Annotated in this window: 12 protein-coding genes; 1 reads left to right on the top strand and 11 read right to left on the bottom strand. The window is 63.7% G+C overall.

What is annotated here, in order from left to right; translation table 11 throughout:
- Positions 1 to 15: 15 nt before the first annotated feature.
- The 9 genes from AC1Q5W_RS08210 to argS all read right to left on the bottom strand — a co-directional run bounded on the left by AC1Q5W_RS08210 (position 16) and on the right by argS (position 11277).
- Positions 16 to 600, bottom strand: a complete 585-nt coding sequence (locus AC1Q5W_RS08210; protein ID WP_492644861.1) for a response regulator — start codon at positions 598 to 600, stop codon at positions 16 to 18.
- A gap of 21 nt (positions 601 to 621) precedes the next feature.
- The gene (locus AC1Q5W_RS08215; RefSeq protein ID WP_492644860.1) at positions 622 to 2364 is read right to left on the bottom strand and encodes a methyl-accepting chemotaxis protein; all 1743 of its coding nucleotides are present in this window, start codon (positions 2362 to 2364) and stop codon (positions 622 to 624) included.
- Between the two features lie 74 nt (positions 2365 to 2438).
- Positions 2439 to 3983 (bottom strand): methyl-accepting chemotaxis protein, encoded by a 1545-nt coding sequence (locus tag AC1Q5W_RS08220; RefSeq protein ID WP_492644859.1) that lies wholly within the window; start codon positions 3981 to 3983, stop codon positions 2439 to 2441.
- A 38-nt stretch (positions 3984 to 4021) separates the two neighbouring features.
- Positions 4022 to 5572: a methyl-accepting chemotaxis protein gene (locus tag AC1Q5W_RS08225; protein ID WP_492704134.1), complete on the bottom strand. Its 1551-nt coding sequence runs from the start codon at positions 5570 to 5572 to the stop codon at positions 4022 to 4024.
- A gap of 128 nt (positions 5573 to 5700) precedes the next feature.
- Positions 5701 to 7467, bottom strand: coding sequence for a methyl-accepting chemotaxis protein (locus AC1Q5W_RS08230; protein WP_492644857.1), 1767 nt, complete (start codon positions 7465 to 7467; stop codon positions 5701 to 5703).
- Positions 7468 to 7487: 20 nt separating this feature from the next.
- Positions 7488 to 8003 (bottom strand): chemotaxis protein CheW, encoded by a 516-nt coding sequence (locus AC1Q5W_RS08235; RefSeq protein WP_492644856.1) that lies wholly within the window; start codon positions 8001 to 8003, stop codon positions 7488 to 7490.
- A gap of 228 nt (positions 8004 to 8231) precedes the next feature.
- The gene (locus AC1Q5W_RS08240; protein WP_492646155.1) at positions 8232 to 8885 is read right to left on the bottom strand and encodes a thiol:disulfide interchange protein DsbA/DsbL; all 654 of its coding nucleotides are present in this window, start codon (positions 8883 to 8885) and stop codon (positions 8232 to 8234) included.
- A 68-nt stretch (positions 8886 to 8953) separates the two neighbouring features.
- On the bottom strand, positions 8954 to 9580 hold the full coding sequence (locus tag AC1Q5W_RS08245; protein WP_492644855.1) for an SPOR domain-containing protein: 627 nt from the start codon (positions 9578 to 9580) through the stop codon (positions 8954 to 8956).
- 23 nt (positions 9581 to 9603) lie between these two features.
- Complete coding sequence (gene argS / locus AC1Q5W_RS08250; protein WP_492644854.1) at positions 9604 to 11277, bottom strand: arginine--tRNA ligase; 1674 nt, start codon at positions 11275 to 11277, stop codon at positions 9604 to 9606.
- 125 nt (positions 11278 to 11402) lie between these two features.
- Between argS and AC1Q5W_RS08255 the strand changes: the two genes are divergently transcribed.
- A complete protein-coding gene (locus AC1Q5W_RS08255; RefSeq protein ID WP_492644853.1) occupies positions 11403 to 11687 on the top strand; it encodes a PsiF family protein in 285 nt (94 codons plus the stop codon).
- Positions 11688 to 11766: 79 nt separating this feature from the next.
- On the opposite strand, the gene ubiA is transcribed toward AC1Q5W_RS08255, so the two are convergent.
- Together ubiA and AC1Q5W_RS08265 are read right to left on the bottom strand one after the other, a co-directional pair.
- Positions 11767 to 12624, bottom strand: a complete 858-nt coding sequence (ubiA, locus tag AC1Q5W_RS08260; RefSeq protein WP_492644852.1) for a 4-hydroxybenzoate octaprenyltransferase — start codon at positions 12622 to 12624, stop codon at positions 11767 to 11769.
- Positions 12624 to 13577, bottom strand: coding sequence for a LysR substrate-binding domain-containing protein (locus AC1Q5W_RS08265; protein WP_492644851.1), 954 nt, complete (start codon positions 13575 to 13577; stop codon positions 12624 to 12626). Before AC1Q5W_RS08265 ends, ubiA begins: the two co-directional genes overlap by 1 nt.
- Between the last annotated feature and the right edge of the window lie 43 nt (positions 13578 to 13620).

Consider the following 13620-nt stretch of genomic DNA (forward strand, 5'->3'; position numbering starts at 1 on the left):
TGTTTTTTTATGTTGTCAGTCTTCGACACCCATCAGGGTCAGCAACCGTGACGTGTCCAGCGGCTTGGTCAGGCAGCATTCCGCCCCTGCGGCGATCAGCTCGGCTTCGTTTTCCGGGCTCAGGAAGCCACTCATGCCAATCACCCGGACGTTGGCCAAGCCCGGAATCTGCTTGATCTGCCGGCAGACTTCCGCCCCCCGGATGCCAGGCATCATGTAGTCCAGCAAGACGATGTCCGGCGTGAACGCGTGCACCTTGCGCCCGGCCTCGAACCCGCCATAGGCCACCTCCACGGTGACGGGATCCGCTGCACCCTCCAGCAGCTCCTTCAGGAAGCCGACCACGGACTTGTCGTCGTCCACGATGAGCACCCGCAACGGCCCGCGGTTGCCCGCCGGGTTCCATTGGCGGGCGAAGCGCTCGACTTCTTCCCGGCGAAAACGCCGGTGTCCGCCCGGCGTCACTTCCGCCTGCAGCATGCCCTTTTGCGCCCACCCGCGCACGGTGATGGGTGACACCATCATCCACTGGGCCACCTCGTTGGGCGTGAGATAGGGCTTGCTTTTCAGCTCTTCGACCATGTTTTTTATGTCAACCATGTTGAAACGTGTTTTGATCGATTACATCACTTTAAGCGATGTAACTCTGGCTATCTGCGGACTCCTGCGCGACACCGCCCTCCCGGCATCGGTCGCTGCCAGACGTGCCGGCCCCTGCACGGGAAGGGCCTGTTTTTCTTTCATTTTTCGGCGCAACGCCACGGCGTCTGGATCAACCACCACGTCGGCCTGGGTAAGCCGGATCACGCGCATGGAATCGGCAACCGCATGGGACTGGATGTCCAGCGCAGCAGACGAGTCCGCCAGAGCATGCACCAAGGCATTGTTCTTCTGCGTCAGATCTTCAATATGGTTCAGCGCCGCGTTGATCTGCACAATGCCGCTGCTTTGCTCCTCGACGGCACGGTGGATATCAGCGATATGGGCACTGACCTGGCGCGATGTGTCCACCGCCTCATCCATCGTGCTACGGGCGGTGCGGGTCAAGCGGGTCCCCGTCTCGATCTTTTGGGCGGAATCCAGAATCAACTGCTTGATCTCTTTGGCCGCATCGGCTGAACGTCCCGCCAAATTGCGCACTTCCGTCGCCACCACGGCAAAACCCCGCCCCTGCACGCCCGCGCGGGCCGCTTCCACGGCCGCATTGAGCGCCAGGATGTTGGTCTGGAACGCGATGCCATCGATCAACTGGATGATTTCGCCGATGCGTTGCGAGGATTCGTTGATTTCCTGCATGGTCCGGGTAACCGCCTGTACCGCCTCGTTGCTGCGCTCTGTAATGCGGGTGGCATCTGCCGCCAGCTCGGTAGCCTGTCGCGCCGCCCCTGCGGTTTGCTGCACATTGCCAGCAAGCTGCGCAACCGCAGCAGCCGTCTCCTCCAGGCTGGCGGCCTGAGACTCGTTGCGCGCGGACAGGTCCTGGCTGCCGGTTGCAATATTGGCCGTGGCACTTTCCATGCGAACGACTTCCGTGCGGGCATCACCCACGATGGAGCGGATATTGACCTTGAGCTGGTTGAGCGCCCGATCCAAGCGGCCATAAACACCGCCTCGGCCGCTGTGCAGTTCCCGGGTCAAATCCCCCGCCGCCATGCTGTTGGCAAAGGCGAGCACCTTCTGCACCGGCCGCGCCGTCAACTCATACACCCGCCACGCAGCCAGCAACCCCACTCCGAGTGTCAACATCACTGCACCTGCAAATTGCGGCGAGAAGACCGTCGAAGTGCCCCCCGCGGCCAGCGCTCCGGCGATCACGCCCACGCCACCCACCAACAAACTCTTGGCCACAATGCGCGCATTGACCGTTGGCCGCACATAGCTGCTTACATGGCCCCACACGCTATGGCGCACCACCGCACCATGGTGCAGGCAGTGCACCAATTTTCCGGCTTGCTGCTCCGCACGCATGGTGGCGTAGAGCGCTTCGCAAGCTGCAACCTGCTCCCGCGACGGCTGCGTGCGCACGGACAGGTAGCCCACAGGCTGGTCGCCTTCCATGATGGGCGTCACGTTGGCAACCACGTAGTAATGGTCGCCGTTCTTGCTGCGATTCTTGACCACGCCGGTCCAGGGCACGCCCAGGTGGAGGGTGGCCCACATGTCACGGAACGCCTCCGCCGGCATGTCGGGATGGCGGACCAAGTTGTGCGGCTGCCCCAACAGCTCCTCGCGGGTGTAGCCACTCAGGCTGACAAAGGCATCGTTGCAGTGTGTGATGCGCCCTTTCAGGTCGGTGGTCGAAACCAGATTGGCCCCCGACGGAAAAGGGCATTCGTGCTGGGTAACCGGTAGATTGGTGCGCATAAATTCAGAAAATGACTTACATGACACCGCACCCGCAGGTGCGGCAGACGAGGACGTGGTGCCAGGGTTGCTGGCTACGCGATCCGGAAGACGGCCACTGTGTCCACCAGTTCGTGGGCCTGGGTCTTGAGGCTGGAGGCCGCCGCTGCCATCTCCTCCACCAGCGCCGCGTTCTGCTGTGTCGTCTGGTCCATCTGCGTCACCGCCTCGCCCACCTGCGAGACACCGGTGCTTTGCTCCAGGCTGGCCGCGCTGATCTCCGCCATGATGTCGGTCACCCGGCGGATCGAATTCACCACGTCCGTCATCGTGCTGCCAGCGCGGTCCACCAGGGCGCTGCCCTGCTCGACGCGCTGCACGCTTTCGTTGATCAGGTTCTTGATTTCCTTGGCGGCATCGGCCGAGCGACCGGCCAGGCTGCGCACCTCGCTGGCCACCACGGCAAAACCACGGCCCTGCTCGCCGGCACGGGCCGCTTCCACGGCCGCATTGAGCGCCAGGATGTTGGTCTGGAACGCAATGCCGTCGATCACGCTGATGATGTCGGCTATCTTGTGCGAGCTGTCGTTGATGCCTTTCATGGTGTCCACCACCTGGGCCACGACTTCGCCGCCCTGCTTGGCAACAGCCGAGGCGCTTTGCGCCAGCTGGTTGGCCTGCTGCGCGTTGTCGGCGTTTTGCTTGACGGTGGAGCTGAGCTCTTCCATGGACGCCGCCGTTTGCTCCAGGGCGCTGGCCTGCTGTTCGGTGCGGGCCGACAGGTCGTGGTTGCCTTGTTCGATCTCGGCGCTGGCCGTGGCCACGCCTTCCGAGCCGGTGCGCACATGGCCCACGATGCCGGAGAGGCTGTCGCGCATGGACTTGATGGCAAACAGCAGGCTGGACTGGTCGTTCTTCTTGAGATCAATGTGCACGGTCAGGTCGCCGTGGGCGATGCGCTGGGTGATCTCCGCAGCGTCCTCGGGTTCGCCGCCAAGCTGGCGCAGCAGGCTGCGCGTGATCAGCAGGCTGACCCCCAGCAACAGGGCGCCCAGCACCAGTGCCCCCACTGTGAAGCTGATGACCCGCTTGGTGATGACGGCATTCACGTTGTCCACATACACGCCCGAGCCTACCACCCAGCCCCAGGGCTCGAAACCCTTGACGTAGGAAACCTTCTGCACCGGCTTATCGCTGCCCGGCTTGGGCCACATGTAAAACACGTAGCCGGCACCGCTGGCCTTCACCGTCTTGACGAATTCCACAAAGATGCTCACCCCCGTCGGGTCCTTGTTCCCGGACTGGTCCTTGCCCTCGAGCTCCGGCTTGATCGGGTGCATCACCATCTTGGGCTGCATGTCATTGATCCAGATGTACTCGGAGCCGCTATAGCGCAAGGGGCGCAACGCCGCCATGGCGCGCTGCTTGCCTTCTTCTTCCGTCAGCTTGCCCGCACTGACCTGGTCGTAGAAATGCACAACCACTCCGTGGGCGGTCTCCACGACCTGCTGCACGCCCAGCTGGCGCTCTTCCATGATCATGGTTCTCTCGGTATAGAGAAATACCGCAACCAGAACACCCATGCCCAACAAGGCACTGCCAATGAGCAGGCCCAGCCGTTTTGCGATTGTGAGTTTCATTTTCATTCCAGTCTTTGTTGTACGGGGTTTCACACGCCTCACTCAGCGATCCGGAAGACGGCCACTGTGTCCACCAGCTCGTGGGCCTGGGTCTTGAGGCTGGAGGCCGCCGCCGCCATCTCCTCCACCAGCGCCGCGTTCTGCTGTGTCGTCTGGTCCATCTGCGTCACCGCCTCGCCCACCTGCGAGACACCGGTGCTTTGCTCCAGGCTGGCCGCGCTGATCTCCGCCATGATGTCGGTCACCCGGCGGATCGAATTCACCACGTCCGTCATCGTGCTGCCAGCGCGGTCCACCAGGGCGCTGCCCTGCTCGACGCGCTGCACGCTTTCGTTGATCAGGTTCTTGATTTCCTTGGCGGCATCGGCCGAGCGACCGGCCAGGCTGCGCACTTCGCTGGCCACCACGGCAAAACCACGGCCCTGCTCGCCGGCACGGGCCGCTTCCACGGCCGCATTGAGCGCCAGGATGTTGGTCTGGAACGCAATGCCGTCGATCACGCTGATGATGTCGGCTATCTTGTGCGAGCTGTCGTTGATGCCTTTCATGGTGTCCACCACCTGGGCCACGACTTCGCCGCCCTGCTTGGCAACAGCCGAGGCGCTTTGCGCCAGCTGGTTGGCCTGCTGCGCGTTGTCGGCGTTTTGCTTGACGGTGGAGCTGAGCTCTTCCATGGACGCCGCCGTTTGCTCCAGGGCGCTGGCCTGCTGTTCGGTACGTGCCGACAGGTCGTGGTTGCCCTGTTCGATCTCGGCGCTGGCCGTGGCCACGCCTTCCGAGCCGGTGCGCACATGGCCCACGATGCCGGAGAGGCTGTCGCGCATGGACTTGATGGCAAACAGCAGGCTGGACTGGTCGTTCTTCTTGAGATCAATGTGCACGGTCAGGTCGCCGTGGGCGATGCGCTGGGTGATCTCCGCAGCGTCCTCGGGTTCGCCGCCAAGCTGGCGCAGCAGGTTGCGCGTGATCAGCAGCCCGATACCCAGCAGAATCCCCGCCAGAACCAAGGCCGCGACAGAGGCGCTGACGACCCGCTTGAACACCACGGCATCGACGTTGTCCACATACACACCCGAACCCACCACCCAGCCCCAGGGTTCGAATCCCTTGACGTAGGTGACTTTCTGCACGGGCGTCTGGCCACCGGGTTTGGGCCACATGTAGTACACGGAACCTGCACCCTGCTCCTTGACCACGCGGGTCATCTCCACCGTCAGGTATTTGCCCTGGGAGTCCTGCAGATTGGACGCATCTGTTCCTTCCAGCTTCGGGCTGGGATGCACCAGCATCTTCATTTGCATGTCCTGGACGAAGAAATACTCGGTGCCGCTGTAACGCAATCCCTTGATGGCCGCTGCGGCACGGCGCTTGCCTTCCTCTTCCGACATCTGGCCTTTGCTGACCTGGTCGTAGAAATGGGCAATCAGACCATGCGCCGTCTCCACCGCTTGCTGAACGCCCAACTGGCGCTCGTTCATGATCATGGTTCTCTCCGTGAAGAGAAAAACGGTTACCAGCAGGACAATGCCCAACAGCGCACTGGCTATGAGCAGCCCCAGCCGCCTAGCAATGGTGAGTTTCATTTGCATTCCTTTGTTCTTTCCTTGGCGACGCCCGGCGTCGCGAGACTCATTGCACGGCCATCAAGCCGGGAAAATATTGCGATTTCTCATATGGACCTTGCATGGGCCGCGCAGGCCGCCCTCGGTCCGGCGGGTCAGAAGCTTTCCCAATCGTCTGCGCCCGCCTGGCTGGCACTGCTGTTGGCGAGTGACAGCGCCGGTTTGCGGGGAGCGACTTTGGGTGGCGGGCTGGTAGCGTTGGCCACGCGAAGCGGGCTGGGGCGCTTGCCCCCCACTGCGGCGACCTGGACCGCCGCGACGGCTGGGGCGGGAGTGCGCGCCACCGTTACCCGGGCCTGGACGGCCTGCTCGGACAGGCGAAACACGCTGACCGCCTGCACCAGCTGCTCCGCCTGGGTCTTCAGGCTGTCGGCGGCAGCGGCGCTTTCTTCCACCAGCGCGGCGTTCTGCTGCGTGGCCTGGTCCATCTGCGTCACCGCCTCACCCACCTGCGAGACACCTGCGCTCTGTTCCGAACTGGCCGCGCTGATCTCTCCCATGATGTCGGTCACGCGCTTGATGCTGGTGACCACTTCGGTCATGGTGGTGCCCGCCTGGTCCACCAGTTCGGTGCCCTGGGCCACACGCTCCACGCTGGCAGTGATCAGGTTCTTGATTTCCTTGGCGGCATCGGCCGAGCGACCGGCCAGGCTGCGCACTTCGCTGGCCACCACGGCAAAACCACGGCCCTGCTCGCCGGCACGGGCCGCTTCCACGGCCGCATTGAGCGCCAGGATGTTGGTCTGGAACGCAATGCCGTCGATCACGCTGATGATGTCGGCGATCTTGTGCGAGCTGTCGTTGATGCCTTTCATGGTGTCCACCACCTGGGCCACGACTTCGCCGCCGCGCACCGCCACCGTGGACGCACTCTGGGCCAGCTGGTTGGCCTGGCGGGCGTTGTCGGCGTTTTGCTTGACGGTGGAGCTCAACTCTTCCATCGACGCGGCGGTTTCTTCCAGCGCGCTGGCCTGCTCTTCTGTGCGGGCGGACAGGTCGTTGTTGCCCTGGGAGATCTGCACGCTGGCTGTCGCCACGCTTTCGGAGCCCTGGCGCACCTGGGATACGACCCGCGCCAGACTGTCCCGCATGGCCTTCATGGCCGCCAGCAGGCTGGACTCGTCGCCACCGCGCAGTTGCACGTCCACCACCAGGTTGCCGGCCGCGATCTCGCGGGCCACATTGGAGGCGTAGTCCGGCTCGCCGCCGAGCTGGCGGGTGATGGAACGGGTCAGCACCCAGGCGATCAGCCCACCGGCCATGGCAGCCACGGCGGCGATGATCAGCATCGCCAGGCGGGTTGCCGCCGTGGTTTCCTGCACATGCTTGGCCGTGCTGTCCATTGCGCTTTTTTGCAATCCAATCAGCGCGTTGAGTGCCTTGAAGTAGGCGGCCTGCAAAGGCCGGTTCTCGTTGATCAGCACATCCCGGGTTTCGGCGTCATTGTTTGCCAGCCCCAGCGCCAGGGCCTTGTCGACCGTCGCGTTGTATGGTGCCCGGATTTCGGCAATGTCCTGCAGCAGCTTGCGCCCCTGCTCGCTGACGATGGATGCCTCCAGCTTCTTGAGCAGTTCCGCATTTTGGACACGCGCGTCCAAGATGCGCTGCTGCTCCGCCCGCTCGGCCTTTTCGTCGGACATGAGGGCAATGTTGCGGATGGCCCGGGCCACGACATTCAGGTTTTCCTTCACCTGGTTCAGCTGCTCCACCTTGACCATGCGGTCCTCGACCAGCGCCGTCACCTCGGTATTCACCGCGCCCAGCTCCAGGCTGCCAAACATGGCCACAACCAGCCCGGCCAGAATGACGACGGCAAAGCCCCAACCCAGACGCACGCCCACTTTCAGGTTTGAAAAATTCATGGTGCTTTCCTCGGTTGGGTTTACTGCAACGCCTGGGACACCAGCCCCATGTCGGCGCTATTCATGAGTTTTTCGATGTCCAGCAGAATCAGCATGCGGTCGCCCACCGAGCCGATGGCCAGCAGGTGTTCGTTGTCGATGGCCGAGGAGATCTGGGGAACCGGGCGCAGCTGTTCGGGGGTGAGCGTGATCACATCGGACACGCCATCGACCACAATGCCCACGACCTGGCGGCCGATGTTGAGCACGATGACCACGGTGAACCCGTCGTAGTTGACCTCGCCGAGGTTGAACTTCAACCGCATGTCGATGATGGGAACGATCACGCCGCGCAGATTGATGACCCCCTTGACGAACGCCGGTGCGTTGGCGATGCGGGTCGGTGCTTCGTACGACCGGATTTCCTGCACGCGCAGGATGTCAATGCCGTACTCCTCGCTGGCCAGCTTGAAGGACAGGAATTCCTGGATCGACGTGACGGGCGCGCCTTGCGCGGCGCCGGCGCTGCTGTCGTGGGGGGTCGGGGACTGACTCATGCTCGCTGCTCCTGCTCAGAAATTGTGCTTGGAGGCGAGAATATCGAATCGAAAGAATCGTGTCAATCGATTTAATCGAATTTAAAACTTAAATCGAAATTTCCGGTTTAGAGTTTCATGATGCGAATTATTGAGCGCACCGAACCATCCCGCTGTCACAGGGAAGGCAAGCATTTCCTGGAAAAATGAAATGGGCCGCAGGTGCGAACGCCCTGGGCCCGGGGCGTCTCAGCGCCCGGAGCGTACGTCCAGAACCAGGGACTCCACCACCTGCAAGGCGCGTTCCATGCTGCGCGCCATGGAGCCGTCGGTGTAGTACCGTCCGGCAACACCCAGGGCAGGAACGCCTTCGACCCGGTAGGCGTTTTGCAGTTGCGTGGCACGCGTCACCTTGCTCGCCACCGAGAAGGAGTTGAACTGTTCCAGGAACTTGGCCTTGTCCACCCCCTGGCGGCTGACCCACTCCACGATGGCATCGCCCTTGGTCAGGTTGATCCGGTCACCGTGGATGGCGGCAAACACCTTGGCGTGGAGTTTTTCCACCAGCCCCATGGCTTCCAGCGCATAGAACAGGCGCTGCTGCGGCACGAAACTGTCCTGAAAAGCGACCGGCACGCGCCGCAGCACCACATCCTTGGGGAGTTTTTTGGACCACGCGTCCAACATGGGCTCGAACGCATTGCAGTGGGGGCAGCTGTACCAGAAGAACTCCACCACCTCGATCTTGCCGGCGGGGGCCTCCACCGGAGCCCGTGCTTCCAGTGCCTGGTAATCGGTGCCCGCCTGGGGTTTCTTGGCCTGTGCCTGCACCAGGGGCGAGAACCAGGCAGAAGACACCACAGCGGCACTGGCAGCAGCCCGGGAAAACTCACGACGTTTCATAAACATGTAAAACAACTCCAAGTGTGAACAGATGCGACCCCGGGACTCCGCGGAAGTTCCCGCGCCGGCTAGCGCTGCACCCGGACCAGTGCGGTTTCCAGGCCAGCCTTGTCGAGCTTGTCCTTGCTGCGCTCGGCGTCTTCCTTTTTGTCGAACGGCCCCACGCGCACCCGGAACACCGTGCGCCCGGATTGGTCCCGCTCCGAAATCTTGGCTTCAATGCCACTCAGGGACAGCTTGGCGCGCTGGCTCTCGGCATCCTCCATCGTGCGGAAGGCGCCCAACTGGATAAAGTACGCAAAAGGCTCTGCCGTCGCGGCAGCACCGGTCTTGGCCTTGGCCAGATCCCCCAGCGGGTCCGCTGACACGGCGGGCTTGAGCTCGCCTTTGGCGGTGCCCTTGGCGTCGGGCTTGCTCTCCGCCTTGGTGGCGGGTGCGGACTTGGCATCCGGCTCCGCGGGCGCGGCGGCAGGCGCCGGCTTGACCGGATTCTTGCCATACAGGGGGGCGTTCGGGTCCCAGTCCTTGTTCTTCTTGGCCTCTGCGTCATCCTGGTTGGCCGAACGGCTCTGACCCTTGTTCATGAAGGGTACGGGCACCTTGGTCACGTACACGGCCACCGCCAGCGCGGCACCTAAACCGACGACCACTCCGATGATGAACCCCAACAGGGTTCCGCCACGCTGCTGTTTCATGCGCTGCCTTCTTGTTTGATTGACTACATTTTTTGCGGAGCGCTCACGCCCAGCACCGCCAGCCCATTGTGCAACACCTGCGCCGCCGCAGCGACCAGCGCCAGACGGGCCGTCTTGAGCGCCTCGTCCTCCACCAGGATGCGCTCGGCGTCATAGTAGCTGTGGTAGCAGGCGGCCAGTTCGCGCAGGTAGAACGTCACGTCGTGCGGCGCGAAGTCCGCCGCGGCGGCGGTCAGCATTTCCGGGTACTTGGCCAGCAGCAGCATGAGCGCCTGGGCCTGGGGGCTTTGCAGGGGTGAGAGATCCGCCTGCCGCAGGCTGGCCACGTCACCTCCCCAGGCCGCCAGCACGGAGCAGATGCGGGCATGGGCGTATTGCACGTAGTACACCGGGTTGTCGTTGTTCTTCTGCACGGCCAGATCGACGTCGAAGGTGTATTCGGTGTCGGGCTTGCGGCTGAGCAGGAAGAAGCGCACGGCGTCCTTACTGGTCCACTCGATCAGGTCGCGCAGCGTCACGTAGCTGCCAGCGCGCTTGGAAATCTTCACCTCTTCGCCCCCCCGCACCACCCGCACCATGGTGTGCAGCACATAGTCGGGGAAGCCCTGCGCAATACCCAGGCCCACGGCCTGCAGGCCGGCGCGCACGCGCGAGATGGTGCCGTGGTGGTCGGTGCCCTGGATGTTGACCACCTTGTGGAAGCCGCGCTCCCATTTGGTGATGTGGTAGGCCACATCGGGAACGAAGTAGGTGTACGAACCGTCGCCCTTGCGCATGACGCGGTCCTTGTCGTCCCCGTAGTCGGTGGACTTGAGCCACAGGGCGCCGTCGTGCTCGTAGGTCTTGCCGGCGTCACGCAGGCGCTGCACGGCGGCATCCACCTTGCCGCTGGTGTACAGGCTGGACTCCAGGTAGTAGTTGTCGAACTGCACGGCAAACGCCTTCAGGTCGAGGTCCTGCTCGTGCCGCAGGTAGGCCACCGCGAAGAGGCGGATATCGTCCAGCGCGTCCACGTCGCCGCTGGCGGTGAACTCCCGGTCGTCCGAATGCACCGTCTTGCGGGCCAGGTAATCGTTGGCAATGTCCTGGATGTAGTCGCCGTTGTAGGCCGCCTCGGGCCACTGTGCGTCCCCCGGCTTGAAGCCCTTGGCGCGCAGCTGCGTGCTGTTGGCCAGCGTGCTGATCTGCACCCCGGCGTCGTTGTAATAGAACTCGCGGTACACCTCCCAGCCCTGCGTCTGGAATAGGTTGCAGATGGCGTCGCCCAGCGCAGCCTGGCGGCCATGGCCCACATGCAGGGGACCGGTGGGATTGGCCGACACGAACTCCACCAGCACACGCTGGCCATTGCGCGCCTGTGTACCGAACTGCGCGCCCTGCACCAGGACTTCACGCACCACCTGCTGCTTGGCCTCGGGCTTGAGGCGGATATTGATGAAGCCGGGTCCGGCGATGTCCACCGCATCCACCCAGCGCTGGTAGACCGGCTGGGCCAACAGGTCGGCGCGCAGGGTTTCGGCCAACTGGCGCGGGTTGAGCTTGAGCGGCTTGGCCAGTTGCATGGCGGCGGTGGTGGCCAGATCGCCGTGGGCGGCGACCTTGGGCGACTCGAATGCGGCTTTGGCGCCCGCCCCGGGGGACAGTTTTTCGAGGGAAGCGGCCAGCGCCTCCAGAAGTTCATTTTTTACAGACAGCATGCCGTGATTTTACGGGGCACCCGCCCGAGTCATCCGCGTTGTCTTTTGGAACGTTGTGTGCTTGAATGCCCTGGTGCATTTTTCTGCCACGGCGGTCATACGCCATTTACCTGAGAGGACATCCGATGAAAAAACTGCTTTCCCTTCTGGCTCTGGGTCTTTCCCTGTCCTTGGGCGCCGCCCACGCGGCCACGCCCCAGCAGACCAAGATGGCCACCTGCAACAAGGAAGCCACGGGCAAGACCGGCGATGAACGCAAAGCCTTCATGAAGGAATGTCTGAGCGCCAAGCCCGCCGCGGCCGCCAAGGGCACCAGCCAGCAGGAAAAAATGAAAGCCTGCAACGCGGAAGCCAAGGGCATGAAGGGCGATGAGCGCAAAAAACACATGAGCGAGTGCCTGAAGAAGTAACCGCCTGTAAATCCTGCAACGGCCGCAGAGCGACCGTTGCCAGCTGCCCGACCGCGCCAGCGGTTCGGGCTTTTTTACGTCAGCGCAGTCCGTAACCGGCCGCAATGCCGGCAAACACGGCAAACCCCACCCAGTGGTTGACGCGAAACGCCTGGAAGCAGCCTTCGCGCGTGCGGGTGCGGATCAGCGTGCCGTGCCAGACCACCTGCGCCGCGGCAGCGGCCACCCCCACCCACCACCAGCCCGACTGCAGCAGCGGCGCCACCACGGCGCTCCACAGCACCAGGTACAGCCCGTAGAACGCCAGCACGGCCGGCACGTCCCAGCGCCCCAGGGTGATGGCCGAGGTCTTCATGCCGATGCGCAGGTCGTCATCGCGGTCCACCATGGCGTATTCGGTGTCATACGCCAGCACCCAGAACAGGTTGCCCAGCAGCAGCACCCACGCCTGCCAGGGCACGGTGCTCTGCACGGCCGAGAAGGCCATGGGAATGCCAAAGCTGAAGGCCACGCCCAGCACCGCCTGCGGCATGGAGACAAAGCGTTTGGCGTACGGGTACACCAGGGTCACCGCCAGGGCTGCGAAAGACCAGGCGATGGTGGCCGCATTGGTGGTGAGCACCAGCGCAAAAGCCGCCAGCGTGAGCACCGCACCGACCGCCAGCGCCTCCCGGCTGGACAGGGCGCCGCTGGTCACAGGCCGCTGCGCGGTGCGTTTGACGTGCAGGTCGAACTCGCGGTCCGCCACATCGTTGACGCAGCATCCGGCGCTGCGCATGAGGATGGTGCCCAGGGTGAAAACCCCCAGCAGGTGCCAGCCGGGAAAGCCCCCGGCAGCCAGCCAGAGCGCGCTCCAGGTGGGCCACAGCAACAACAGCCAGCCGGCGGGGCGGTTCCAGCGGATCAGGTCCAGGTACAGGGCAAAGCGGTTTTTCATCAGGACAGGCGCGCCACGCCGGGCAACTCACAGGCATAAATGGCATTGCGCAGGGCGGCAATGGCTTCGTAACGGGTAAAACTGCGGCGCCAGGCCAGCACCACCCGGCGGGTGGGCGGCTCGCCGCCAGGGCCGTCGAGCACGGGCAGGTAGCGCACCAGCGCGTCCTTGCGCGGCTTGGCCTCCAACGCCTCGGCGGGCACGCTCAGGCGGGGCACCAGCGTGATGCCCATGCCCGCGGCCACCATGTGCTTGATGGTCTCCAGCGACGAACCTTCAAAGCTCTTGCTGATGCCCTCGGCATCGCTGGAAAACCGGGCGAACTCGGGGCAGACCTCCAGCACGTGGTCGCGGAAGCAATGGCCGTTGCCCAGCAGCAGCATGGTCTCCTTCTTGAGTTCCGGCGTGGTCACGCTCGGGCGCGTAGCCAGTGGGTGGTGCACCGGAACGGCCGCCAGGAACGGCTCGTCGTACAGCGGCGCGACCGCCAGCCCGGTGTCCGGGAAAGGCTCGGCCAGGATGGCGCAATCGAGCTCGCCGGTGCGCAGCATCTCCAGCAGCTTGACGGTGAAGTTCTCCTGCAGGATCAGCGGCATTTGCGGCGTGTGCCCGATGACCTGGCGCACCAGGTCGGGCAGCAGGTAGGGCGCGATGGTGTAGATGACGCCCAGGCGCAGCGGGCCGGCCAGCGGATCCTTGCCGCGCTTGGCCAGATCCTTGATGCTGGCCGCCTGCTCCAGCACCGCCTGGGCCTGGCGCACGATCTCTTCGCCCAGCGGCGTCACGGTGACCTCGTTGGCACTGCGCTCGAAGAGCTTGACGTCGAGCTCTTCCTCCAGCTTCTTCACCGCCACCGACAGGGTGGGTTGCGACACGTAGCAGGCCTCGGCAGCCTTGCCAAAGTGCCGCTCCCGTGCCACGGCAACGATGTATTTGAGTTCGGTGAGGGTCATGGCCGTATTGTCCTATCAGATCAGTTTGATACAAATTTGATAG

The sequence above is a fragment of the Rhodoferax sp. MLSD5-FHT05B10 genome (genome assembly GCF_058793415.1).

Excerpts from the sequence above, each read along its gene's own strand:
- AC1Q5W_RS08210 (WP_492644861.1), bottom strand. The coding sequence starts at position 600 with ATGGTTGACATAAAAAACATGGTCGAAGAGCTGAAAAGCAAGCCCTAT.
- AC1Q5W_RS08215 (WP_492644860.1), bottom strand. The coding sequence starts at position 2,364 with ATGCGCACCAATCTACCGGTTACCCAGCACGAATGCCCTTTTCCGTCG.
- AC1Q5W_RS08220 (WP_492644859.1), bottom strand. The coding sequence starts at position 3,983 with ATGAAACTCACAATCGCAAAACGGCTGGGCCTGCTCATTGGCAGTGCC.
- AC1Q5W_RS08225 (WP_492704134.1), bottom strand. The coding sequence starts at position 5,572 with ATGCAAATGAAACTCACCATTGCTAGGCGGCTGGGGCTGCTCATAGCC.
- AC1Q5W_RS08230 (WP_492644857.1), bottom strand. The coding sequence starts at position 7,467 with ATGAATTTTTCAAACCTGAAAGTGGGCGTGCGTCTGGGTTGGGGCTTT.
- AC1Q5W_RS08235 (WP_492644856.1), bottom strand. The coding sequence starts at position 8,003 with ATGAGTCAGTCCCCGACCCCCCACGACAGCAGCGCCGGCGCCGCGCAA.
- AC1Q5W_RS08240 (WP_492646155.1), bottom strand. The coding sequence starts at position 8,885 with ATGAAACGTCGTGAGTTTTCCCGGGCTGCTGCCAGTGCCGCTGTGGTG.
- AC1Q5W_RS08245 (WP_492644855.1), bottom strand. The coding sequence starts at position 9,580 with ATGAAACAGCAGCGTGGCGGAACCCTGTTGGGGTTCATCATCGGAGTG.
- argS (WP_492644854.1), bottom strand. The coding sequence starts at position 11,277 with ATGCTGTCTGTAAAAAATGAACTTCTGGAGGCGCTGGCCGCTTCCCTC.
- AC1Q5W_RS08255 (WP_492644853.1), top strand. The coding sequence starts at position 11,403 with ATGAAAAAACTGCTTTCCCTTCTGGCTCTGGGTCTTTCCCTGTCCTTG.
- ubiA (WP_492644852.1), bottom strand. The coding sequence starts at position 12,624 with ATGAAAAACCGCTTTGCCCTGTACCTGGACCTGATCCGCTGGAACCGC.
- AC1Q5W_RS08265 (WP_492644851.1), bottom strand. The coding sequence starts at position 13,577 with ATGACCCTCACCGAACTCAAATACATCGTTGCCGTGGCACGGGAGCGG.